The sequence below is a fragment of the Vibrio sp. CUB2 genome, from assembly GCF_001557945.1.
Lineage (GTDB): Bacteria > Pseudomonadota > Gammaproteobacteria > Enterobacterales > Vibrionaceae > Vibrio > Vibrio owensii.
Genome location: NZ_LNRB01000015.1, coordinates 86,343 through 108,407, shown reverse-complemented (window position 1 = coordinate 108,407; position 22,065 = coordinate 86,343). Strand labels below are relative to the sequence as shown.

Sequence of the window (22,065 nt, the reverse complement as noted above, 5' to 3'; positions counted from 1 at the left end):
CCTCCCTATCGATGCGTCGCATCGAGGGACACTGACATCTGGAGAAAACATCATGCGCGTATTTATTGCAGAAAAGCCGTCGTTGGCGGCAGCCATCTTTAAAGGTCTCGGCGGTGACGTCAACACCGAGAAAAAAGACGGATACTATCAACATGGTCAAGAGGTGGTGACGTGGTGCGTTGGTCACTTACTTGCCCTGTGCGACCCAGAAGATTACAACATTGAACATAAAAAATGGGCCTTGTCATACCTACCTTTGAGCACACACTACCCGCCAAGAATGAAGCCGCGCCAAGGCGCAGCGAAGCAGCTCAAAATCGTGCTGAACTGGATAGACAAAGCAGACAGCATTGTTCACGCTGGCGACCCCGACCCGGAAGGCTGTTTGTTGGTCGATGAGGTGCTGACCTATGCAAACAACACCAAGCCGGTGCAACGTGTCTTGATTGCCGATTTGAACGATAAGCCGGTGAAAGCTGCGCTGGCAAACTTACAGCCGAATGAACACTTCCAACCACTGACCCAAAAAGCGTTAGCTCGCGCTATCGCCGACCAAACTTTCGGTTATAACCTGACTCGTGCCTATACCCTTAAAGCGAGAGAGAAAGGTTTTGATGAAGTGCTCAATATTGGCCGAGTCATTACGGCTATGATAGGCATGATTAACGAGCGCACCCTAGCAAACCAAAATCACCAGAAAAGCTTTTACTACGAGTTATTTGGTCACTTTGATATGGGTGGCAACATCATCAAAGGCAAGCTCATTCCTGATGAAGCATTCGAGCTCGATGACAAAGGTCGTATGATTTCGTCACTGGAAGTCGCGGCAACCAAAGAAGCGGATACCGGAGCAAGTGCTCATATCTCCAGCATTGAACAAAAGACGGAACACCGCCAACCACCAATGCCATTCAACCTGTCAAAGCTGCAAATTGAAGCGTCAAAGCGATGGGGCTATAAACCGAAAGACGTGCTAGATACTTTGCAAGGGCTGTATGAGAAGCACAAACTGCTGACCTATCCGCGCAGTGATAACCAGTACCTTTCCGATGCGCATCTGGAGAACCACTCCGGTATCTTTGCGGCCATAACAGGGACACTGTCACATCTTGATACCGCCATTGAACACGCCGCGACGACCTCCAGTCACAAAGCCTTTAATGCCAATAAAATAGAAGCGCACCACGCGATTGTACCTACCGAGAAAAGCGGCGCTGGTATCGAGCTTAACGACCGTGAGCGCAACCTGTATGAATTGGTGGCCAAACGCTTTATTGCGTTGTTCTACCCTGGCTCCGTACGCGACAAAGTGGCGCTTGATGTGGATTGCACCGGCCGCTGCTACCGTGCCACCCAAACCACACTCAGCAAACAAGGGTGGGAAGTGCTGTTTAAAGGTGAACATCAAGACGAACCGAATCAAAACGCCCTAGACCTCACCTCGATGGTCAAAGGTACGCAAGGCTCGTGTACACAAGTGGATATGGAGCAGCGTGAAACCAAACCCCCAAAATACTTTGATGACGCCAGCTTACTCAAAGCCATGACCCAAGCGGCCAAGTTCATTAAAGATCCGGAACTGCGCAAAACACTGGAGGCGAAAGACAAAGACACGGTCGGGGAAAACGGGTCCATCGGGACAGAAGCCACGCGAAGCGGCCATATTGAAAAGGTGGGTAAGCTGACACACCTTGTTCGCTTAGGTAAAGAGAAAGGCTACAAAAACCCGGTCTACAAAACGACGGAAGCTGGACAAGAGTTCTGCGCCCTCCTCCCTGATGAGATTGTACGGCCAGACATTTCCGCGATTTGGGAGGGCAGCTTAGATAAGATTTCGAAGCAGCAGCTCAATATTGAATCGTTCTTAAGTGATGTAAACAAGTATATCCATCTCCAAGTCGAGCACGTCAAAACACACGGTGTGCCTTTCGTGAAGCGCAGCGGCGTGACTTGCCCAACCTGCCAGCAAGGCACGCTCATTAAACGCCCTGGCAAACATGGCCCATTTCATGCCTGCAATCGCTACCCTGATTGTAAGACGACGTTCCCTGACGACAACGGTAAGCCAAACTTCAACCCCAAGCCACGCCAGAGTGTTGTGCCAAGCACAGAAGAGTTCTGCAAACAGTGTGGCAATCCGCTTGTGCGAAGACCAGCCAAGAAAGAAGGATCATTTTGGTGGGGATGCAGTGGCTTTCCGAAATGTAAGGTGCGCTATTTTGACCAAAACGGCAAACCTGACCGTGATCGAGGCGAACTCTAACACTGAACAAACATCACAGCGCGTGATGATGTTAACCTTCCTTCAAAGTGCTGATTTATCTTCGCGCCATGGAAGGTGCTAAGATAAATACACCACCTCCCCATTCAGTACGATAGAGCGTTATCCAAATGCGAGACAATCACGATCCTTGGGTGTGCTTAGAAGATGATGAAGATGACTATGTCCTCGAACGATTTGAGTTGCGAGTTCACGGTCGTAAACCACTCGTTCTCAATCACCCCTCGTTTTCCAAACTCATGTTCGTCACCCAGCAGTATCTCCACACGTCACAGGAAACCACCAAGCGAATATTAAGAGCCACCATCTTAGACAGTGCTGAGCCCTTCACGGCGGATGAACACTGCCGATTGGTCTCTGCACTCGAAAGGCACTTAGCTGACGTCCATGAATGAAAAAACCCGATAACATCATCATGTTATCGGGCTATTTGGTGTCATCAGGGTGTTTGTGTTTGGCGGTTTTACAACCATTCTTCAGCACATTCATGTGTTATCGCATCAGTGGTTTCAGTGAGCGTGGCAGACTGAAACCCGCCGACGATGGGATTTAACGCTAAATTCGCTACTCTCTTCGCCTCATCAAAGCAAGGAAGCACTGCAACGTACTCCTTACCCCAACTCCCTTCAAGCGTAACTCGGCAAGCCCCTTTATACCCAACCGAAACATGAACTTCTGCATCAAGCCGGTGTTCATCGCCGTCCAATAATGAATTCATCAGCGCGCCCTCGTTAAAGAGCATTAGAAGTGATGCACTGGAATGTTAAACCAACACACCAATGCATCGTAGAACGCCGAAATAACAGGGTGATCTGCACGATAGTTCGCCTTCTCAAGCTCCGTTATTTCTAATTCCAAGTCTAATGCTAACTCTGGCACTTGAGCACAAACCCACTCAAGATGCATCGCTTCTTCTGATTGCTCATTGTCCTCATAAGGGGCAACAACCGCAGGGAAGCGCGTTTCAGCTTCTAACGTTCTCGCATACATCTTCTCGATGATCCGTCTCGCGATGTGTTGATCCCATAGCACGTAGTTTTCCAAACGTTGAAATGAAAAAAACACAGAAACCAGAGTATTCGCTTCGATCTTCATTGCTTCATCGATGAGCGCTAACTTTGATTGATTTTGGTGAAACATAGTGTGTACCTCTAAAAAGAATCGTCATTGTAAGTTGCTTATTCTTCTGGCGTTGCCAGCCGAACTAGCAACGCCGCGGAGTACCCGCTATCTGTAAAGTATTACTGTGTAACAACACGTCACGACAGACGTGATTCAACGTGAGTGTATGGTTGAGCCCCTTTCTGGACGCCCTCCCAAATATCACGCCATACGTTGATAACCGAACCACAACTTAGGCAGTTCAACACCACGCAGCCATCACGACCAACCATAATATGATTGTGTGTGGCGCTGTGGCATCGAGCGCATGGGTGTAAACCTGCAAAGCTGACACCGGCACTGGCAAGAGCGTGAAGATTCAGGACCAGCCCCTCTTCATGAAGCGGACTTTGTGTTTCAATCCAGGCTTCATTGACGCTGCACCAAATGTACAAGCGCCCCTCTTCTGTCAGTGACAAGTAGCTATGACGCGCTAAATGATAGTGCGTCGCCGCCTTGGATGGGGTGCTTTCAAAGATTTGTTGGGTGTTCACAATAGCATCAAGTTTTAACATTAGACTTCTCCAATAAAGTAAAAAAGAGAAGCCCCACAGGACTTCTCCTGTGGTAAAAAGCGCTTAACGCTTCAATGGCTTAAACCATTAGTTAATCACGCGAGCAATGTTCTCCCACTCAGCGTGTTCTCTGGCGTAATCCATGAGCAAAACTTGATGCTCACTGAGGTTATCCAGCTCCGCTTTGTTGCCCTTTTGATAAGCAGACATGGCGCAGTTGCCCAGCATGATTATCCAGATACAAATACCGGCAGCTTCCTTAGAAAGCGATGCCGACGCACAGTTGTAATCATTATTGACAGCGACAGGCTCCCCCATTTCTGGATAAGCAAACTTCCCGCCATTGCTTAACGTCACAAACTCCCAGTAACCACCAGAATAATCCGGTAAAAACTGATCAGAAAAATGATACACAGCTTGCTCAACCGTGAGGTAGTTTGAGGTCATTGATGGATAAAAATTAGGGCGTTCCAGAGTGGGAACAATTGATGCAGTAATCATGACGATCACCTTTGAATTGATGGATTGACAACAAGCGAGGCTATCAATCATAATCTTGGGCTCTGGCACCACTCGATTATGAATGGTAGCACTGGCCAAGATTTACAACGTCTGATGCGTTGTGCTGCTAGTATAACGAAGTGTGAAAAAGCTCGTCAATCAATGACGGGCTTTTTTCTTATCAAAATCGGCTAACATGCCACTCAATTGAAGCTCTGTCCCTCCTTTTTCTAGGTGGTCTTGATAGCGACGCTGGGCATGAACCTTTTTCACGAGCAGTGCTTGACGCTCTTCGGGTGTGCGTCGAGGGAAATGGCTTTCGGTTTCATGTGCCAAGGCAAACTTGAAGTCCTCATTTTTGCTCAACAAATAGAGGTCGAACATCATGTCATCGAATGAGCAGTAAACTTGGCTTTCAAAGTTCTCTCTTAGAGACCGGTTTGACTCCCCGTCATCGTAAAAAAACAGCCCAGTTTTAATCGCTTCTATTTTTTTCATTGCGCCTCCATTTAAATGCATCCAAACGCATAGATTAACCGATCCAGATTGAACAAAAAAAAGCCCGATCATGCAATAACATGATCGGGCACTTTCGCTATGCCGCTTTATAAATCTTCATTTCGTTCAGCGACATGAGGTATTGATGCGCTTTACTGGCTTGAGCGGCGGCTTTAAAAACATAACGCTTGTCGTTTTTCAACGCCTCCAACCAGTTTGCGATATAAGATTCGTGTTGAACGTCACCAACTATCCCCAAATCCGCCATGGTAAAAGCGGCCCCGAGTTCAGCGATTAACTCTTCAAAAGCGTAATCCTTGCTACCAAACCGCCCTTTGCTGTCACGATCTAAACGAGATTGATGTCCCGTCCAATGCGTCAACTCATGCATAATGGTGGCATAGAGATCGGCTGTCGAAGCGAACCTTTCACGATCAGGGATGACAACGTCATCCGTAGATGGACGATAAAACGCTTTCTGTCCACCATAACGAATAGATACCCCCGTCTGCTGAATGAAGCGCTCAGCTTCATCAATCAATGCTATCTCATCACGTTCAGGGCGCGCCATGGCCACTTCATCGTCTTCAATACCATCAATTTGATCAACGTTAAAAACCTTAAAGGTTCGTAACATCGCGTAGGTATCTTGCTCGTCATTATCATCTTCGTGCCGGTTTTTCTTCTCCACGATTTTGAAAAAGAAAATCGCGGTCCCTTTTTCACCCTTTCTAACCTGGCCGCCAAGCGCTTTCGACTGCTTGAACGTCAGCCATTTGTTGGATGAAAAGCGATTAAGCTGCGCACTCATCCAAAGTAACATGATATTCAACCCTTTATATTCGGTTTGACTCTGATAGTTACATGGAATGCCTGATGCGTGGGTCACATCCCAAGGGCATGACCAAGGTTTAACCCCTTGCTCTAGCGCCTCGATAACTTGATTGGTGATGTCTTGGTAAAAATCGTTTTTCATTGGGTTTGTAGCCATGTCGCTACTCCTTGAATGAGTAAATTGATAACAATTTGCTTATTCGGCTGGCAACGGCCAGTCGAACTGGCGTTGCCTGCGGAGGAGCTCCGCTACAGAAGGGAGTCACTTAGTCACATAAGAATGTCACCTTGATGACAGGCTTGTGACCTAAGTGGTAAGCGTCTCCAAAAAGTAACAGCCCCATAAAGGAGCAGTATTGGATGTCACTCTGACCAACCGTCTTTAGATTTTCATTGTGGATCACCGTATCACCGGCGTTGATGGTTTTGATGTGCACTTCTTCTAAGCGCATAGCGCTTGATTTTTGGAAGCTCGTACCCAGCTCTAGCATCAGGCGTCTCCTTTAAAATAAAACAAGAGAAGCCCCCACAGGCCTTCTCCTGTGGTGAGTACAACGCGCTGAGCGCTAATGAATGGATGTGATAAAGTGAGCAATATTATCCCACTCTACGTGCTCGTTCGCGTATTCCATAAGTCGCGAATGATAATGGCTGAAATTGTCCATTTCGACAAAATGGTCTCGTTCAAGCGCCACCGTTGCACAGGTTCGTAATGTCACCAACCAAATACAAATGCCTGCCGCTTCTTGAGAAAACGCATGCCAGGTATCGTGATTCGGATCGTAGAAAATGACGGGCGCCTCCATAACCGGATAGGCGAACCGACCACCGTTACTTAGTGTCAGAAATTGCCAATACCTTCCCCCCTTCCTGTAATACCCCTTTAGGTATAGTTCAGAGAAGCGGTGGATCGTTCTTTTCAAAAAACGAAATTGCTTTGTCGTGGATGGATAAAACGTTAAACGTTCGTGCTTGGGGATCATTGCGGCAGTAATCATGACGATCACCTTTGAATTGATGGATTGAAGACAAGCGAGGCCATCAATCATAATCTTGGGCTCTGGCACCACTCGATTATGAATGGTTGCCTTAGCCAAGATTTACAACGTCTGATGCGTTGCGCCCCCAGTATATCGGAGTATAAAAAAGCCCGTCAATTTAATGATGGGCTTTTTTGAGGAGAAAATCAGAAAGAGCGCTGCTGGTCTCTTCCTCGGAGCCTCCGTTTTCAATGTGCTCTTGATAGCGTCGTCGTGCATGAACTTTTTTGATGATGATGTCCTGCCGCTCTTCTGCCGTGCGTCGCGGAAAATGACTGTCCGTTTCATGCGGTAAAGCGAACTTAAAATCATCATTTTGGCTAAGCACGAGCAAATCCGCCATGTAGTCTTGGTAAGAGGCGTACACCACGCTTTGAAATGACGCGATACATTCTTGGGTCTCTTGACCATCATCAAACATCCATTCATCCGTTATGATTGCTTCGATACGCTTCATGTCTCTTCCTCGTCGTTAAGGTTTCATATATTCCGTTGTCAATAAGCTTGCGAGCGCCATCAGGAACGGGACGGCTCTTAAGTAACTGGCCATGCTCAATGATAATATGACCGCCCCTATGCCATATCGCCTTTTAGGCTCAGTCGTCATCGCCCTCTTTATTCATCGTCGGTGAATGTGCCGAAAACCGTGATTAAGGCGTCAACAAACTCACCCGCTTTAACCTCTCCCAGAAAGCACGGCTTGAAATCGTCGGTTGCCATGTATTTTTTCTTGGCTGGCACGTACACCATCGAACCAGGGTTCGCCGCTAAATAGTCTTGAAACACCCTGCTCACCTTTTGCCGACCTAAGCCCAGGTGACGATAAATGTCTTTACTGGTAACGTGGCCGTTTAGAAGTAGCTTGGCATCAATCAGCTTTAAAAGGGCATCATCGAGCAAGGGTTTAGACATGCTGTTCCCTCTCTGCTCGCGCATTGGCTTGGCGTTTGATATCTTGGGCTTTCATGACTTTAGCGCCCATGATGACGACTCTCAGAAAGCCTTGTTTGGATTCGGTTTTGTTCCAGTTATCGAGGTTCTGCCGGGTAGTACATGCGTACATCGCTAATTCATCAACGGTATTAAAGCCGGCCATTTTGCTCAGCTCTGACAACTTATAATCGGGTATAAAGCTCAAAGGATACCTCCATCACCGTAAGTAAAAATACTTTACCATTAAACACAAATCAGTAAAGCATATTGACACAACACAAGTAATCCGTATAAATAATTTACGAACCAATCACATTTAGAGTCCTTCGCGGCGGCTTGAACGGCTTTGAGAAAGCGTCGAGAAGTAAAACGATAGAAAGGAAAATAGAAAGCTTTAAACGGGCTACCAAGCCACTTTTAAACCTCTCTTGATAGTAATAAAAAAAAGCCACCGTGAGAGCGGTGGCAGTAACAAAATTGACTTGTCGATTTTACACGTTGGAGTGTTGAGTAGTGCTATAAACAAATACTCGTCAGATGTATAAGGCAAATCGGAGTGAAGTAACTTGCCTTCGTTAAATACACTAACGCCCATCGCACCAAGTAGCAATGCTATTGCATATCATTTACAAAGCAATCGTGAGATATGTCGCTCCCCTCACTTTTTGAGGCTTTATTAATCACTGTTCCGTTATTAACAATGTGACGACATGACGTTACTTGCGCCTCACTCCCAAAGATACTTTGTTGATACAGATAAAGACCAGCGCAGAGCACAACCGCATTGATAACCGCCAAACACAAGCAGCGTCAAAATAGTAATAGACAAACAAAAGGATAGAGAGGGGCGCTGAAAAGCTTTAGAATGGCGTTGGGTGCTCTTGGTGTTTCTGCCATGAGCATTTCACTTGAGCATATTTGCAAGTGGTAGAAAGAACAAAGCCCCGAATGAACTATAAATTCAAACGAGGCGATGTACATGTACTTTGCAATACAAATACTAGCCTCTTCATCGAGTGGAGGCAATGAAAAATGCCAAAAAGTAAAACCGCCCTGATGGGCTTAGTGGTCATTTGCATCACAATACTGTGTGGACTACTGATAGTCCGAGACTCGCTTTGCGAGGTTCGGTATAAAGGAGGCAGCACAGACTTTCTGGCACGCTTCGTTGTCTACGAAACACGTATGAAGTAGCTGGACAGGAAGAGGGGCAACCCTCTTCCTGATTCAGTATTGTAACGAGACAGGCCAACGAGCACCCATATTCTAAAAACTAATCCACAACGTTACCTTGGCTATGCAAATCAAACGAGACTTTGACTACTACCACAACCTTCACAACGTCATTACCCACGCCCTGCTTCATTTACTGTGTCGGGTATCCGTATCCACCCGCTTTGTGCCAGTCGCGACACGCAATGACATTCTGATCAAATACCTCAAACCAAAGCTCAACGACAAGTCCTTATCGAATATCAAAAAAGACATCAAACTGATGCTCAGCGTAGCGAGAAAACAAGGGGGAAACTTAGAGATGCGATTACATGAACTGAACTCACAAGCAAATCGAACGAAACTTGTTGGCGCTGAAAAGCTGTATAACTTACTGGTTCATTTATATGACGCAGAAGGGATCGAGTCACGATTGTTTGAAGAAGGTAGCGAAGCGGAGCCTGGCATAATCTATATGCTTGAAGAACAAATCGAACACGGCTTTGATCAAGAGCACAAGCAAGTTACCCCACTATCATTATTAATCCAATTAGAGCGCGCGCCAGAGCTCATCGACTCCATCAATAATCACGGCCTGTTCCTTGCAGAAATGAAAGAGTGGAACATCGAGACGCATCAAGCGCATATTCTCGTGCACCCGGTTCACCATCACGTGTAATACAGCGACGAAATGTTGTATTGTTAAGTACAGACCAATTAATGGATATCGATTTTATGCCGAGTTATCACATCACGTACTTCAATGTAAAAGAAAGGAAAATTGATGAAGAGAGCATCTTCATGAAAACCCTAGGGGGAGCAAAGCGCTCTGCGCTTCACCATTCTCCTGACAATACTCACCACATTGAAATCAAAGACCTAATGGAAAAAACCTTAGCACGCTATAACGAAAGTGACGGCTGGAACGACACTTCCTCAGAAGAATAGCGCCAATAGCTTATTTTTTATCATAGTCTTAGCACCTACTGGATAGCATCTCGCTTAGACTTTACCCACTTTCGGCAAATGCTGTACCAACATTCTTATTAAGCGCGTCATTGTAGATACAACCGCATTTTTCACGAGCTCATTCCTCCATTGCTGTATGAAGGAATGATATTCACTGTCAATCTAAAACTTCTCACATTGACTCACATCCAGTACGTAGTCTCGGAGCAAGTTCTTTTTATAGCCTACCTTTTTTGGACAGAGCTCGTAGCCATTATCTGGAATGACTTTATGAAGCAAGATGATGTTAGATACGAAAGAGAAGCCCCCACCTATAATCGCCGTAATAACGATGATTCTTATTATATCTTTAGGAGACATTAAATCTTTGAGTAAAGCTACTCTACGTGCTTTCACCCACAGCTTGATATGAATAAAAGGCTGGACCGCCATAAGACCAAAGACAGACAAGCTCATCCCAAAAAGAGCCGAAATGATGTATAAAGGGTCGCCTGTAATTTCAGAAGATGGTCGAATTAGTTGCTCGATATAGAACACCCAATAACACCATAGTGAAATAAAACCCACCCCCCCACCAAGTATTACGATTGTTATTATTTTAAGTTTATCAATCATCAAATTCATCGATTACTGCTTCTATCAATTTTTTTTGAAAATCTGTAGCTTTGTCTACTGCCCATACTGTAAAGCTAGCCAAAGCCAAAATTGTTAAGGCTGCTGTAACGGTTGGAACCGCAATAAAAGCACCAGCCAAAAGAGATACTCCCGCTACAGCAACCACGTTTACAAGCAGTTTAGCCTCATCTACACCTAGCTGCTTCAAGGAGTAGTCGTCCGTCAACAGATACTTCAAACCATTAATGCCAGAGCCAACCAAAAAATCAACTAATGCATTCGCTTTTACATATCGAGTCATACCTTTCACTGAATCAAGCGCACCTAACCCCATCTTAACCACTTGGGCATTATCGGCTCTAAATATGCCACCATGCAAAATAGTTTGCTCGAATTTATCGTAGTTATTCAAAAATAGATATTCGACACCATCTATATTTTTCACAATAGCCGTAACGCCTAAACCACCTAAATTCTTCGCGGTTTGCCTTGCATCATATAGCCCTGTAGCCGTGTCTTTAACCGTTTTCACATCACCATAAAGATCCCACTGTTCAAATAGCTTTTTCCATTCTTCAGGTGTAAATACTGCAATTTTTGCAGTGTTGCTTCGATAAATTACTTCTATCTGTTTTTCGCCATCTTTAGCTGTAAAATTATAAGGTGGCCAGTACATATTCTTAGGATCAACGGTTGGGGCGTTCGATGATATGGCAGAAGAAGAAGCGCCTTGCTGAGGAGAGAGCAACTTTTCTAACACTCCCATAGAAGAGACTTCTCCCATTGGTTTTAAAGGGCGTTCAAGCGGATTGGCAACTCCGTCTTCTGTTGGGTTTAGGCGTCCACGTATTGCATCATTCATATTCTTAAACGCTTTTATCCCACGAGCTTCGAGAGCAAGCTGCTCTTGTTCTTTCTTCTGGTAAAACGCGAGTGATTGCTCAGTGTGAGCTCTCTGTGCATCTTGAATGGTTGGATAAGTGACCTTTTTATAAACACGGTTGTAGATAAGTGGATCATGCCCGAGATGTTGCTGCATTGCCGTTTGGTCGAAAAACATTTCAACTGCTTGATCAAACGTCACATGGCACGTCTCCCACATCATACTATGCCTCGACGGGAAGGGATAATTACGGCCTTTAGGCGGTGTTTTTTGAGAAGTCATTGTCTGTGTCCAACAAAGTGAATCAAAATAAACAGCATCATACCGTGACTTTCTCGTCTTCATAATTGGCCAATAATCAAACCGTCAACATGACTATCAAAACGCTCACTTTGACACTAAAAATCACCTAAATAAGCAGACCTTGCAAACTGGTTGAACTCGAACTTGCTTGTTCAAAATATAAAGGTTCTTTGGACAGTTATTGGTTAGAGCAAAGCTCTACATTACCTTCTTCTAATTTTCTTTCTGCCAAAAAAAACTGAATATATATTGATTAAAAATGAATAAAGGCCAGAACAATACCAGCCTTCGAAAATAAGCGATTATCTCTCTGCTGACTTACCCAACCCCTTCATCAGCACATCAAACATCAACCCAGCGAAGCCTTTTGCAACAGACTCATTAGATAGCAGCTTCATCGCCATTTCGTTATGAACATCCATACTTTCAATCACGGCATTGCTGATTGACTCTGGGAATTGCCCTAACATCGCTTGTTCTTTAGTGTTGCTGCGAAGCTGATCCATTACCAATTCATTTTCTGAGATTTTACCTGCAATTGTGTTAGCGTAATTGAGCATATCGTTTTCTGATAACCCATCTTCGATAAACAGGTCATTCATGCGTTCGATGATCTCGTTCAGCAACTCAGTTTTTGGATCTTTAGGGGCAGCACCAGAACCTTCTTTTGCCGCTGGTAGGTAAGGTTTAGGCTCTTCACCAATTTTATTACCTAGTTGCAAATCTGCTTCACGCTGCTCGTGCAAACGGTAATGGGTCATTACCACATCAGATAGATCGATATCGTCTTCCACGATATCTAAGCGCAATAGTGGATGAAGGTGTTTAGCGAAGATACTGAGCTTTTCTAGCTCAAAATCATCAAAATTAACGATCTGAGAAGTAAACTCATAGTAGCGATAGAATGAAATTAAATCCTTCTTGAATACTTCCAGAATATCTCTTGCTTCTTTAGCGTGTTTGACGCTGTTTTCAGCAAACTTAATCTTCTTGTCGTTCTTTTCAATCTTCGCTTTGGATAATTCAGCCTGTGCCGATTGAAGCACCTGAGTGGCTTCTTTATAACGAACTGAGAAACGGTCAACGGCTGGTTTACACAAATTGGCTAGTTTGGCTTGATTAGCTTGTTTGTCATTGTAAGTATCAACAAACGCTTCCACCTCTCGCCATTGGTAAATCCCGACCTTATCGAGCTTTTTCATCAGTTCATAGACGATGTTTGGATCTGATACGCCAGCCAGTTCAGCCGTTTGGAAGTAAACCTTAAACTCTGCCAAGATCTCTTCTGGGTCATTCACAAAGTCGAGCACAAAGGTCTTGTCTTTGCCTTTACACGTCCGATTTAGTCTTGATAGGGTCTGAATACATTCCACGCCTTTTAATGGCTTATCGACATACATAGCGACTAGCTTAGGCTGGTCAAATCCTGTCTGGAACTTGTTCGCAACCAACATCACCTGATAATCAGTAGTATCAAATGCTTTACGCATATCACGACCACGAAGATTTGGATTCATATTGGTTTCAGTGAATGGCTGATCGGGTAAGTCTGGATCATTCACTTCACCAGAAAACGCCACCATTGCATTAACATTATCGTAGCCTTTAGATTGAACGTATTTTTCAAACGCCAGTTTGTAACGCACCGCTTCTAAACGGCTACTGGTTACAACCATTGCTTTTGCTTCACCACCTAGCAAGTGTTTCACTTTTTCGTTGAAATGCTCAATGATGGTTTCTACTTTCTGAGCAATATTGTAAGGGTGTAAGCGAACCCATTTCGCCATTTTTGAAGCAGCTTTTTTACTATCTACTTCTTGATCTAAATCTGGATTTTCGTGGGCTAGTTGGTAAGCCACTCGATAACTGGTGTAGTTTTGCAGAACATCTAGGATAAACCCTTCTTCAATTGCTTGGCGCATTGAATAAACGTGAAACGGCAACGGTTTGTTTGTATCACTTGCTGGTTCATCAAGGCTTGGTCTGCGACCAAACAATTCTAGTGTTTTTGCTTTTGGTGTTGCAGTAAACGCAAAGTAACTGAGTTTATTTGAGCCTTTACGAGCTTCGAGCGACAAGCGCAGCATATCTTCACTGTCTAGCTCTTCGTTATCGTCTAGCTGCTCTGCCATTAATACTTCACGTAATTTACGAGCGGTTGTTCCTGTTTGGCTAGAGTGCGCTTCATCGGCAATAACCGCATAGCTTCGACCTGCAAGAGTTGAGTCTTTGCGGATCGCTTCTAAAACGTGAGGGAACGTTTGAATCGTTACGATAATGATAGAGGTGCTTGCTTTTAGCTCTCCTGCTAATTGGCTAGATTTAGAGCCTTGAGCCTCTTCTCGATTAACACGAGCAATCATTCCTTCATTATGGTCAAACTGATAAATCGTATCTTGCAACTGACTATCAAGCACCGTTCGGTCAGTGATGACGATGACGGAATCAAAAACCTTATCCCCTGCTTGTTTTTCTAGTTCAGGGTGGTCGGTATAGTAGTGTTTTGATGCGAGTTGGTGAGACAGCCACGCAATTGAGTTTGATTTACCAGAACCTGCACTGTGCTGAATTAGGTATTTATGACCAGTGCCTTCGCTATCCACTGTTTTAAGCAGTTTAGAAACAACCGCCCATTGGTGATAACGAGGGAAAATCATCGTCTCTTTGACTTTGATTGAACCGTCTAACTGCTCTTCATCTTTTACTTCGAGGTGAATGTATCGGCTTAAGATCAGTAGCAAATTATCTTTTTGGAAAATCTCATTCCAGAGGTAAGAGGTCGCATAGCTTCCGTCTTCAGGCACATCATTACCTTGACCACCGTCAGCCGTACCTTGGTCAAAGGGTAAGAAGAATGTCTTCTTACCAGCTAAACGAGTGGTCATTGCAACATTGTATTGGCTCACAGCAAAGTGAACCAATGCGCCACGTTTAAAGGTCAATAATGGTTCTGATTTACGAGTTTTTGGATCTTTTGGCTGCCTGTCCTTCATATATTGGACTTTGGCGTTATCAATCGACTGCTTAAACTCAGACTTTAGCTCACAAGTCGCAACAGGGATACCGTTGACGAAGAGGGTCAAATCTAAACGCCCATCATAACCATTTGGAGAGTAAACCAGCTCAGGAACAACACGCAAGATGTTTTGCCCATAACGTGCGGTTGCCGTTGGGTTTAGGTCGTGATCAGGTTTAAAGCTGCAAAGGTCAAACTTCGCCCCACGATTATTGAGTTTATTTCGTAATACCCAAAGTGTGCCTTCGTTTTTAAGCTCTTGCTCTAATGACTTGAGCAAAGCGTTAGCTGTTGCGTTTGGGTTACGCTCTGTATCTGGAAAGTGCAGTGCTAGTTTATCCCATTGATCAGGCTGTGTTGCTTTGGCAAAAGCGATCACATCTTCAGGGTAAAGTGCCAACTCTTTGTTGTACTTGTTCGACTCACCCAGCAACCAACCATTAGACTGCATTTGGGCGAGGATGTCATTTTGAAATACTTTTTCTTTAGAAATCTCTGTCATAATCATTACGCCATAGCAGCTTCAACCGCCGAATATTTGATTAGTTCGTAACAATGCTCAACAAGAGTTTTAAATAGCTTGGGATTAGACAATAGTATTGTCCCTTGCTCATCATACGCACTCATTAGCTCGATTACGACAGTAGTTAATTTCCCTTCAAGAATATCACTCTGTAAAATACTACTCTTTGAATTATTTTTAATAGCTTCAATCAGCTCTTCATGTTGGAGCAATTCATCAACTACATCTTCGATGTACTTAACATTATTTTCAATAAAACCATCTTGCTCGGATTGAACATGAGCTCTGGTAGGATTCTTTAAATATTTAGCCACATTGTCTATTTCTGGGAAAAGCGTGGCTTCAGATATGGCTATATGCTCAAGAGAAGCCAGAAGTCCCTCTTTATCTTTGTTTAAAATAGAGATATTAAATTCCTTTAACAAAAACTCAGCTGGGATTTTTGCTGACGTATTTTTCTTGAACTCATCACCCATAGCAAATAAAAGAAACGCACCACTTTGCCTTATAATCCTTTTGTTATCTTGCTTAGGTTGAACACAAACCACACGTGTTAAGTCACTTTTATCTATCTTATCAAGAAAATAAGGCTTCTCGTTTTTTATAACATGAATTAACTTTCCAATCCCATCATCAGTAGTTAAGTCAACATCACTATTGATTTGAGCCAAGTTACTTATTACCGAAACAGTGTCACTATTGTAGAACTTAATGTCATTATTAGGTATTTGATAAACAAGCACCTCTCCATCAATTCCTTCATCAATAAAACCTGAACATGCAAAATATAAAGCAACCAATGGATTAGTCGTAATATCCAACAGTCTTGTTGGTAAGCTATAGTGCTGCATCTTTACTAAATGATCAAAGGTAGAGTTTAAGTCTTTAAACTCATCAGGACACTGCATGATCATGTTATGATATAGCCTAGACTCTTTATCTATATACTTTTCAACTGGTTCACTTTTAGGAATTGATCTAAATACAGCAGGTAAAGCCGTAAAACTTTCGTTTGCATGTCCTCTAAAAAACAAAGTATGATCTTTTTCTCTTGGTATTTTTGAAATTTTCTCGATAAAGCCTGCCAGACCATCAGTTATGTTATTTTCCATTACTTTTGGCTCCAATCACGAAGATCAATCCTACCAGTTACTGCTGCTGATATAAGAGCTAATTTCTTCTCTTTCATTAGCATGACCGCATCTTCGGCTTTTTCTAACAAAGCATCAATTCTGTCGTGAGTATTGTTTATAAAACAAGAGATCTCTTTTTGTTCATTATAAGGAGGACAAGGGGCTAGAAACTCATTGAAGGCTTCCGTTGGTAGCCTCCAGCGACCAAGGTGTGCAGCCCCTTGCCCCAATGGGTAGAATAGTTTGTCATGGTAACCCATTTGCAAAAGCCTTAGATAATAATTAGGTTCAGAACTTTTATGCTCAAGAGTGAACACTCGATAATCAGGGCTAGTAACTCCTTCATGCTTAGATATGTCAACAAAACCTGTCAGTAAATCCATGTGGTTCATTGCAAAATCACCTACATAGACCAACTGATACTTTGAATAATCTAAAGAGAGCTGGCCTTCACCACTAGTGATATCCTTTACTTTTATTCCCTTTTGAGTAATAGAAAGGACATCATAGCCAGTTCCGCCAGCGATACGTTTGCGGATTTTAAATATGTACTTGAATTTTTTTACATCCCAATGTTCTGGCACATCACCGATCCATTCTACACCCGAATCTCTCATCGGTGCATTTGGATTAATCCCTTTAGTTACAGCATGAGAAATCGTCACTTGGCGCTTTTCCTTTAACAGTCGGATAAGCTTTTCTTGCTTGGCAATTAAGTTATTAATTTTGGCTATTTCGTGGTCGAGGAAATTAGCGATTTTTTGTTGTTCTTCGATAGGAGGAAGCCATACACTAGCATTTTTCAAGATAGCTTGAGTTATGCTAAAAACCTTGACACCCTTAACTGTGTCTCGAACTTGAGCTCTAAACTCTGAAGAATCAAAGAGGTAAGCAATAAATCGGTAATGGTTGCTTGGTTCTGGTCTAACTATAACGGTGTGATATCCGGCGAACAACGCCTCATCACTGATAAGTTGAGTAAAGTTACCAGAACCGTCTATGTCTTCAGAAGTATCGGCAAAAATAAAATCCCCTTTAGACAGTAGGGCATATGGTGAAGACGTTAAATACTCTTCACTTACACATTTGAGGGGATGATTCTTAGGGTCAACCTCGAAGCCATACTTAGAATGAACTTCACCATAGCTAACACACGGAACCCCTGTATCTTGAAGGTTGGCTTTTGTAATTGCTAAACCTCTACCAAATGTTGCGATAAATCTAACTTTACTGATATTCCAATGTGTTGGAAGAGCATCCAAAAACTTAGTACCAGATTCTTTAGTTTCTGGATACGCTTTATAACGACCTGCCATTATGAATGCACCTCGCCAAGTAACTTCCTAATTTCAATGGATACATCATCTAAATCTTGATCAATCGCTTCTAGTGACCGTGGCGGCTCATAAACATAAAAATGACGGTTAAATGCAATCTCATAACCCACCACACCAACTTTACCGTCGAGCTCATCGGTCTTGTTTAGGTCAATCCAAGCATCAGGAACATGTGGTAGAACTTCTCGATCAAAGTATTCGTCAACAGTTTCGGTTAAAGGTACGTTTTCGTTATCTCGCAAATCCGGATTCGCTTCTACTTTACCTCTTATCTTGCATACTTCTGCTTCATCATCATGCTCACCAAGATGCTTCACAATCAATTTCTGTTGAGCTGCAGTTAACTTTACATTGCTTCCTTTAGCTATGAAGCTTTCTAGAAAAGTGTCGCGAGATAACAGCTTATTTTCAGTGAATGAAGCTAAGGTCTTTAAAATTTCATTTTGAACTGATTCATCTAACCTACCCCATGCTTTATCCGCTTTCAGGGCATCAAGGCGCTGTGTATCTTTCGGGTAAATTGCTAGTTTTAAAGGACGCTCAACAGTGATTCTTCGGTAACCAAATTCTTTATAATCAAATATTTTACTAAACTCGGTTTCAGCAAAGCGACCGTAGGTTTTAACAATAGTATCAATCGCTTCAGATGTAAGCTCCTTGCGTTTGCTACCTAATGATTTTTTCATTGCTGCATAGAATATGTGCTCATCATTTCCTTCAACTTCACCGCCACCACTACGACCACGATCGCCTATTTTAGCACGCTCTTTTGAGGCATTGATAAGTTGAACCTTACCTTTGCGTTTAACTGGCTTGTGAGAAGATAAAACCCACACATAGGTTGCAATGCCAGTGTTGTAGAACATATCGGTCGGCAAGGCCACAATCGCTTCAAGTAGATCATTCTCCAGAATGTAGCGTCTAATTTCACTTTCACCGCTACCTGCACCACCTGTAAAAAGTGGCGAACCATTCAAGATAATACCGATACGGGAACCACCTTCACTTACAGGGCGCATTTTGCTTACTAGGTGCATTAAGAACAATAATGAACCATCAGAAACTCTTGGTAGACCAGCGCCAAAACGACCTTCAAAGCCTTTTTCATTATGCTCATCATGAATAAACTTCTGTATTTTTTTCCAATCTACACCGAACGGAGGATTTGACAGCATATAGTCAAACTTGTCTGTGCGAAGTTGGTCATTTGATAAAGTATTACCTAACTTTATATTATCGACCTTTTGACCTTTGATAAGCATATCCGCTTTACAGATTGCGTATGACTCAGGGTTTAATTCCTGACCAAAAGCAGACAAGGATGCTTTGTCATTAAGTTTAAGCACATATTCCATACCTGATGATAGGAAACCACCCGTCCCTGCCGTTGGATCGTAGATAGAGCGAACTAGCCCAGAACTACTTAACTCTGTTTCATTAGTGAACAATAGAGAAGTCGTAAGTTCGACAATATCTCGAGGAGTAAAGTGTTCACCAGCTGTTGCATTATCAGCCTCAGCAAATTTTCGAATTAGCTCCTCAAAAACTAGCCCCATTTCATAGTTGTTAAGAACATCTGGATGTAAGTCAATATCGGTTGAAATAAAGCGTTTCGCTACTCTATAAAGTAGATCCGCCTCTTCTAGTTTTTCGATAGTATTGAAGAAATCGAAATGTTCGAAAATCTCGCGAGCATTTGGACTAAACGACTGAATGTAGTTCTCCAAGTTACTCGCCACACCTCTTTCACCTAATCGACTTAAATCCATTTGTGATGTGTTGTAAAAACTGAACTTCGATGTATGTGTCAGTAGCTTCTCTTGTGCCTCAATTGGCATTGCCTTTACTGCTTCGTATTTTGCGAGAACGTCTGGTTTTGTTGCTTCAAGCACACACTCTAAGCGTCTTAGTAGAGTGAAAGGGAGAATGATACGTCCGTATTGAGATTGCTTGAAATCACCACGTAGAAGGTCAGCCACCGACCATAAAAACGCTGCTGTTGAAGAGAAATTCTTGTTAGTCATTATAATCAGCACATTGAATATGAAAAATTGCGCTGATTATACAGGATGAAGAAAACTAATTCAGTTAGTATTATTTAGTTTTGCCACCTTACAATTGATGAATAAACATGCACTTTAAGTAACGATTGGTATTTTAAAAATGAAGGATTAGAGCTTTTGCACTGAACAATAATGGGGCAAAGTTATGTTTGCCGTGATTCAGCGATAGCACAGGACACTTTCTTTCGCTACATCATGGATGTTTACTTAACACCAACTCGAACTCATTCACTTTGGTGGCTTCAATAAAATGAGACGGTTATTTAGCCGTCTCATTCATATCTTAAGTTGTTGCAAAAAACACTATTAGATTTTCACAGCAACTCTCAACTGATTATTCTTAGGGCTTTCTTTGACTGTAATGCCCATACTGTTACCTAAATCACTGAATATGTTCATTACAGCAACTTTTTTCTCTTCGCTAACTCGGAGTAGAACATCTGCACCGTTTACTGATAGTGTCTCACACCCACTTACTTGGTTCTTAGAGATAAAGTTATCGACAATGTTACGGCGGATATTCTTTTGTATATCTGATGTCCAATTTGTGGTTCTTACTGATTTTTGTGAAACAAGGTCAGTAATATATGGAATCTTGACTCTTAACTCATTATCTCTGAACCCGTTTTCTACTTTTAGTCCATCAACTCTTTTTGTTAGATCTTGAAGCGTTTGTTTTGTTTGTTCCAGATTAGAGGGATTCTCAACTCGAAGTAATGCATGCATCCCATTTACCGAAACTAAGCTACACCCTTGTATGGGGTTATTTTTTAGCAATGTCTCAATAAATGCTAGTCGACTCTCTTTGCTTTGAAACGCCTCCGTCCGTTGCAATTTTGGGGATACGCTATTTTTGTCCTTAATTCTTGTGTCTGAAGAAGGCTGGTTCTTCGTTTGTTGGTAGTTATTCAGTATTTTCTTTTGTTGTTCTAAGTTATTTCTATCGACAACGATTAAGGTGTTTTTAAAGTCTTTTCGTTGATCTGGCCTCATGCCAATTTTATCCTGTTCAGTAATAACAGGGCTATCCTTGCTCACTTTATAACCAGTAATTTTTTCTAGCTGAGCAACCGTATTCTGGCTTACTGAATTCAAGTCAGCATGTCTCAATTGACCTAATGCTACAAAACCTTCAGTATTTTTTTCAAACTTTGCGGGAAACATGTTTTTAAGGTTGTGCCCACCCATACCAATCGAAACACTTTTTGCTTGCTTATTACTGTCTAGCAGCGAAATGGCTTGAGCCAAAACTAAATGCTTGAGGTCTTTCGGACTGTATTTGCTTATACCATGATTATCAATCATGGCAATGGTACCGATACAAAAATCACCATTATCTTGTTGCCAAAGATTGTAGTGACCAACATAATCATCAGAGCTATTGAATACCTTTACAGAAGTACCTTGATTGGATAGATATTCAGCAGTAGGATAATTTCCTCCCACAGCACCAGGGAAATCACAATGTTTCGTTTTACAGCTTAGGAAAAAAGGGGCACCTTTCGTATAGTCTTGTCCCTCAAGAGGTATTGTCTTGAGGTTACCTGCTGTGACCTTTGTCAACTCAAAGTCGGTAGTCTTTACACCTTTAGAGTCTGTTATATCTTTAGCAAGCGCTAAAAACCTTCCTTTATCCATTAGAGTTTCCTCTTTACTGTAGAGATCAGTAAAAACAGAATCTTGATGGAGAGTTGTTATGTCTTCTAGCCCTTTTAATTCATGCTTACTAACTGGGAATCGATTAGGTGTGAGATAATTGTTTCTTAACGAGACCCCATTTCCTTCTAGAGTATTCAGTATTACTTTCATATTTCTTTGATACGCTTCGTGGTTACTTGCCACTTGTCCACTTTTTCGTTTTGGCTCTTCAACTGGTTTATCACTAGTATTTAGATGTTGGCTAGGTTGGACTGATGTAATCATTTATACGCCTTTAATTTTTGATTGAACATTTACGAAAATTTTCAAGCGATACTAATGAGTCACTTATTACTTTGGCATCAGAATTAAAAGGAAATAAATTGAGAGCCTTTGACTAAAGGCTTAAGTACTAAAAAAACGTTTTAATTAGATTGCACACTAAATTGCCAGATTTTTCACATGACATCACTCTTCTTGTGGTCTTGTTACGAAAACTGACGTTTTGCAAGGCTTCATTTTCAGAGGCTTGTCTCAAAAAATGAACGATCTTTAAAGTTTGGTTTTGTAGGAGTTTTTATTTTTATTTATAACGATAAAATACTGCCTG

22 protein-coding genes are annotated in these 22,065 nt (G+C 42.6%); 4 read left to right on the top strand and 18 right to left on the bottom strand.

Features of this window, described 5'->3' with window-relative positions; all coding sequences use genetic code 11:
• The first annotated feature begins 52 nt into the window (after positions 1-52).
• Positions 53-2,263, top strand: a complete 2,211-nt coding sequence (locus ATB78_RS20990) for a DNA topoisomerase (protein ID WP_061010317.1) — start codon at positions 53-55, stop codon at positions 2,261-2,263.
• Between the two features lie 481 nt (positions 2,264-2,744).
• Here ATB78_RS20990 and ATB78_RS20980 read toward each other — a convergent pair whose 3' ends face one another.
• From ATB78_RS20980 to ATB78_RS20930, 11 genes are all read right to left on the bottom strand, one after another.
• Positions 2,745-2,999, bottom strand: a complete 255-nt coding sequence (locus ATB78_RS20980) for a hypothetical protein (protein ID WP_155647850.1) — start codon at positions 2,997-2,999, stop codon at positions 2,745-2,747.
• A gap of 23 nt (positions 3,000-3,022) precedes the next feature.
• A complete protein-coding gene (locus ATB78_RS20975) occupies positions 3,023-3,421 on the bottom strand; it encodes a hypothetical protein (protein WP_045402158.1) in 399 nt (132 codons plus the stop codon).
• Between the two features lie 119 nt (positions 3,422-3,540).
• Entirely contained in the window at positions 3,541-3,957 is a 417-nt protein-coding gene (locus ATB78_RS20970; protein ID WP_061010311.1) for a hypothetical protein, read from the bottom strand.
• 87 nt (positions 3,958-4,044) lie between these two features.
• Complete coding sequence (locus ATB78_RS20965; RefSeq protein WP_061010309.1) at positions 4,045-4,458, bottom strand: antirestriction protein; 414 nt, start codon at positions 4,456-4,458, stop codon at positions 4,045-4,047.
• Positions 4,459-4,617: 159 nt separating this feature from the next.
• Positions 4,618-4,956 (bottom strand): hypothetical protein, encoded by a 339-nt coding sequence (locus ATB78_RS20960; protein WP_061010308.1) that lies wholly within the window; start codon positions 4,954-4,956, stop codon positions 4,618-4,620.
• A 97-nt stretch (positions 4,957-5,053) separates the two neighbouring features.
• Positions 5,054-5,947, bottom strand: a complete 894-nt coding sequence (locus ATB78_RS20955; protein WP_061010306.1) for a zincin-like metallopeptidase domain-containing protein — start codon at positions 5,945-5,947, stop codon at positions 5,054-5,056.
• A 109-nt stretch (positions 5,948-6,056) separates the two neighbouring features.
• Positions 6,057-6,281, bottom strand: a complete 225-nt coding sequence (locus ATB78_RS20950; RefSeq protein ID WP_208990576.1) for a hypothetical protein — start codon at positions 6,279-6,281, stop codon at positions 6,057-6,059.
• A 75-nt stretch (positions 6,282-6,356) separates the two neighbouring features.
• Entirely contained in the window at positions 6,357-6,788 is a 432-nt protein-coding gene (locus ATB78_RS20945) for an antirestriction protein (RefSeq protein ID WP_061010303.1), read from the bottom strand.
• Positions 6,789-6,948: 160 nt separating this feature from the next.
• A complete protein-coding gene (locus ATB78_RS20940) occupies positions 6,949-7,287 on the bottom strand; it encodes a hypothetical protein (protein ID WP_061010301.1) in 339 nt (112 codons plus the stop codon).
• 158 nt (positions 7,288-7,445) lie between these two features.
• A complete protein-coding gene (locus ATB78_RS20935) occupies positions 7,446-7,742 on the bottom strand; it encodes a hypothetical protein (RefSeq protein ID WP_045402174.1) in 297 nt (98 codons plus the stop codon).
• On the bottom strand, positions 7,735-7,968 hold the full coding sequence (locus tag ATB78_RS20930) for a hypothetical protein (RefSeq protein ID WP_045500663.1): 234 nt from the start codon (positions 7,966-7,968) through the stop codon (positions 7,735-7,737). The genes ATB78_RS20935 and ATB78_RS20930 overlap by 8 nt, the downstream gene beginning before the upstream one ends.
• 827 nt (positions 7,969-8,795) lie before the next feature.
• On the opposite strand from ATB78_RS20930, the gene ATB78_RS28645 reads away from it, so the two are divergent.
• From ATB78_RS28645 to ATB78_RS20920, 3 genes are all read left to right on the top strand, one after another.
• Positions 8,796-8,957, top strand: a complete 162-nt coding sequence (locus tag ATB78_RS28645) for a Hok/Gef family protein (RefSeq protein WP_081096639.1) — start codon at positions 8,796-8,798, stop codon at positions 8,955-8,957.
• A gap of 103 nt (positions 8,958-9,060) precedes the next feature.
• Positions 9,061-9,654, top strand: a complete 594-nt coding sequence (locus tag ATB78_RS20925) for a DUF2913 family protein (protein ID WP_023623339.1) — start codon at positions 9,061-9,063, stop codon at positions 9,652-9,654.
• A gap of 41 nt (positions 9,655-9,695) precedes the next feature.
• Complete coding sequence (locus ATB78_RS20920; RefSeq protein ID WP_341276346.1) at positions 9,696-9,923, top strand: hypothetical protein; 228 nt, start codon at positions 9,696-9,698, stop codon at positions 9,921-9,923.
• Positions 9,924-10,106: 183 nt separating this feature from the next.
• Here ATB78_RS20920 and ATB78_RS20915 read toward each other — a convergent pair whose 3' ends face one another.
• From ATB78_RS20915 to ATB78_RS20885, 7 genes are all read right to left on the bottom strand, one after another.
• On the bottom strand, positions 10,107-10,568 hold the full coding sequence (locus tag ATB78_RS20915; RefSeq protein ID WP_061010297.1) for a hypothetical protein: 462 nt from the start codon (positions 10,566-10,568) through the stop codon (positions 10,107-10,109).
• The gene (locus tag ATB78_RS30160) at positions 10,552-11,643 is read right to left on the bottom strand and encodes a hypothetical protein (protein WP_061010296.1); all 1,092 of its coding nucleotides are present in this window, start codon (positions 11,641-11,643) and stop codon (positions 10,552-10,554) included. Before ATB78_RS30160 ends, ATB78_RS20915 begins: the two co-directional genes overlap by 17 nt.
• Before the next feature lie 404 nt (positions 11,644-12,047).
• A complete protein-coding gene (locus tag ATB78_RS20905; protein WP_061010393.1) occupies positions 12,048-15,263 on the bottom strand; it encodes a DEAD/DEAH box helicase family protein in 3,216 nt (1,071 codons plus the stop codon).
• A gap of 5 nt (positions 15,264-15,268) precedes the next feature.
• Complete coding sequence (locus ATB78_RS20900; protein ID WP_061010294.1) at positions 15,269-16,396, bottom strand: FRG domain-containing protein; 1,128 nt, start codon at positions 16,394-16,396, stop codon at positions 15,269-15,271.
• Positions 16,396-17,733 carry a restriction endonuclease subunit S gene (locus ATB78_RS20895; protein ID WP_061010291.1) on the bottom strand — a complete coding sequence of 446 codons (1,338 nt, stop codon included), beginning with the start codon at positions 17,731-17,733 and terminating at the stop codon, positions 16,396-16,398. Before ATB78_RS20895 ends, ATB78_RS20900 begins: the two co-directional genes overlap by 1 nt.
• Positions 17,733-19,778 carry a class I SAM-dependent DNA methyltransferase gene (locus tag ATB78_RS20890; protein WP_061010288.1) on the bottom strand — a complete coding sequence of 682 codons (2,046 nt, stop codon included), beginning with the start codon at positions 19,776-19,778 and terminating at the stop codon, positions 17,733-17,735. The genes ATB78_RS20895 and ATB78_RS20890 overlap by 1 nt, the downstream gene beginning before the upstream one ends.
• 345 nt (positions 19,779-20,123) lie before the next feature.
• Positions 20,124-21,740 carry a hypothetical protein gene (locus ATB78_RS20885; RefSeq protein ID WP_061010286.1) on the bottom strand — a complete coding sequence of 539 codons (1,617 nt, stop codon included), beginning with the start codon at positions 21,738-21,740 and terminating at the stop codon, positions 20,124-20,126.
• Between the last annotated feature and the right edge of the window lie 325 nt (positions 21,741-22,065).

What these genes read in the sequence shown, in the direction of transcription:
- ATB78_RS20990 (WP_061010317.1), top strand. Translation starts at nt 53, where the DNA reads ATGCGCGTATTTATTGCAGAAAAGCCGTCGTTGGCGGCAGCCATCTTT.
- ATB78_RS20980 (WP_155647850.1), bottom strand. Translation starts at nt 2,999, where the DNA reads ATGAATTCATTATTGGACGGCGATGAACACCGGCTTGATGCAGAAGTT.
- ATB78_RS20975 (WP_045402158.1), bottom strand. Translation starts at nt 3,421, where the DNA reads ATGTTTCACCAAAATCAATCAAAGTTAGCGCTCATCGATGAAGCAATG.
- ATB78_RS20970 (WP_061010311.1), bottom strand. Translation starts at nt 3,957, where the DNA reads ATGTTAAAACTTGATGCTATTGTGAACACCCAACAAATCTTTGAAAGC.
- ATB78_RS20965 (WP_061010309.1), bottom strand. Translation starts at nt 4,458, where the DNA reads ATGATTACTGCATCAATTGTTCCCACTCTGGAACGCCCTAATTTTTAT.
- ATB78_RS20960 (WP_061010308.1), bottom strand. Translation starts at nt 4,956, where the DNA reads ATGAAAAAAATAGAAGCGATTAAAACTGGGCTGTTTTTTTACGATGAC.
- ATB78_RS20955 (WP_061010306.1), bottom strand. Translation starts at nt 5,947, where the DNA reads ATGGCTACAAACCCAATGAAAAACGATTTTTACCAAGACATCACCAAT.
- ATB78_RS20950 (WP_208990576.1), bottom strand. Translation starts at nt 6,281, where the DNA reads ATGCTAGAGCTGGGTACGAGCTTCCAAAAATCAAGCGCTATGCGCTTA.
- ATB78_RS20945 (WP_061010303.1), bottom strand. Translation starts at nt 6,788, where the DNA reads ATGATTACTGCCGCAATGATCCCCAAGCACGAACGTTTAACGTTTTAT.
- ATB78_RS20940 (WP_061010301.1), bottom strand. Translation starts at nt 7,287, where the DNA reads ATGAAGCGTATCGAAGCAATCATAACGGATGAATGGATGTTTGATGAT.
- ATB78_RS20935 (WP_045402174.1), bottom strand. Translation starts at nt 7,742, where the DNA reads ATGTCTAAACCCTTGCTCGATGATGCCCTTTTAAAGCTGATTGATGCC.
- ATB78_RS28645 (WP_081096639.1), top strand. Translation starts at nt 8,796, where the DNA reads ATGCCAAAAAGTAAAACCGCCCTGATGGGCTTAGTGGTCATTTGCATC.
- ATB78_RS20925 (WP_023623339.1), top strand. Translation starts at nt 9,061, where the DNA reads ATGCAAATCAAACGAGACTTTGACTACTACCACAACCTTCACAACGTC.
- ATB78_RS20920 (WP_341276346.1), top strand. Translation starts at nt 9,696, where the DNA reads ATGGATATCGATTTTATGCCGAGTTATCACATCACGTACTTCAATGTA.
- ATB78_RS20915 (WP_061010297.1), bottom strand. Translation starts at nt 10,568, where the DNA reads ATGAATTTGATGATTGATAAACTTAAAATAATAACAATCGTAATACTT.
- ATB78_RS20905 (WP_061010393.1), bottom strand. Translation starts at nt 15,263, where the DNA reads ATGACAGAGATTTCTAAAGAAAAAGTATTTCAAAATGACATCCTCGCC.
- ATB78_RS20900 (WP_061010294.1), bottom strand. Translation starts at nt 16,396, where the DNA reads ATGGAAAATAACATAACTGATGGTCTGGCAGGCTTTATCGAGAAAATT.
- ATB78_RS20895 (WP_061010291.1), bottom strand. Translation starts at nt 17,733, where the DNA reads ATGGCAGGTCGTTATAAAGCGTATCCAGAAACTAAAGAATCTGGTACT.
- ATB78_RS20890 (WP_061010288.1), bottom strand. Translation starts at nt 19,778, where the DNA reads ATGACTAACAAGAATTTCTCTTCAACAGCAGCGTTTTTATGGTCGGTG.
- ATB78_RS20885 (WP_061010286.1), bottom strand. Translation starts at nt 21,740, where the DNA reads ATGATTACATCAGTCCAACCTAGCCAACATCTAAATACTAGTGATAAA.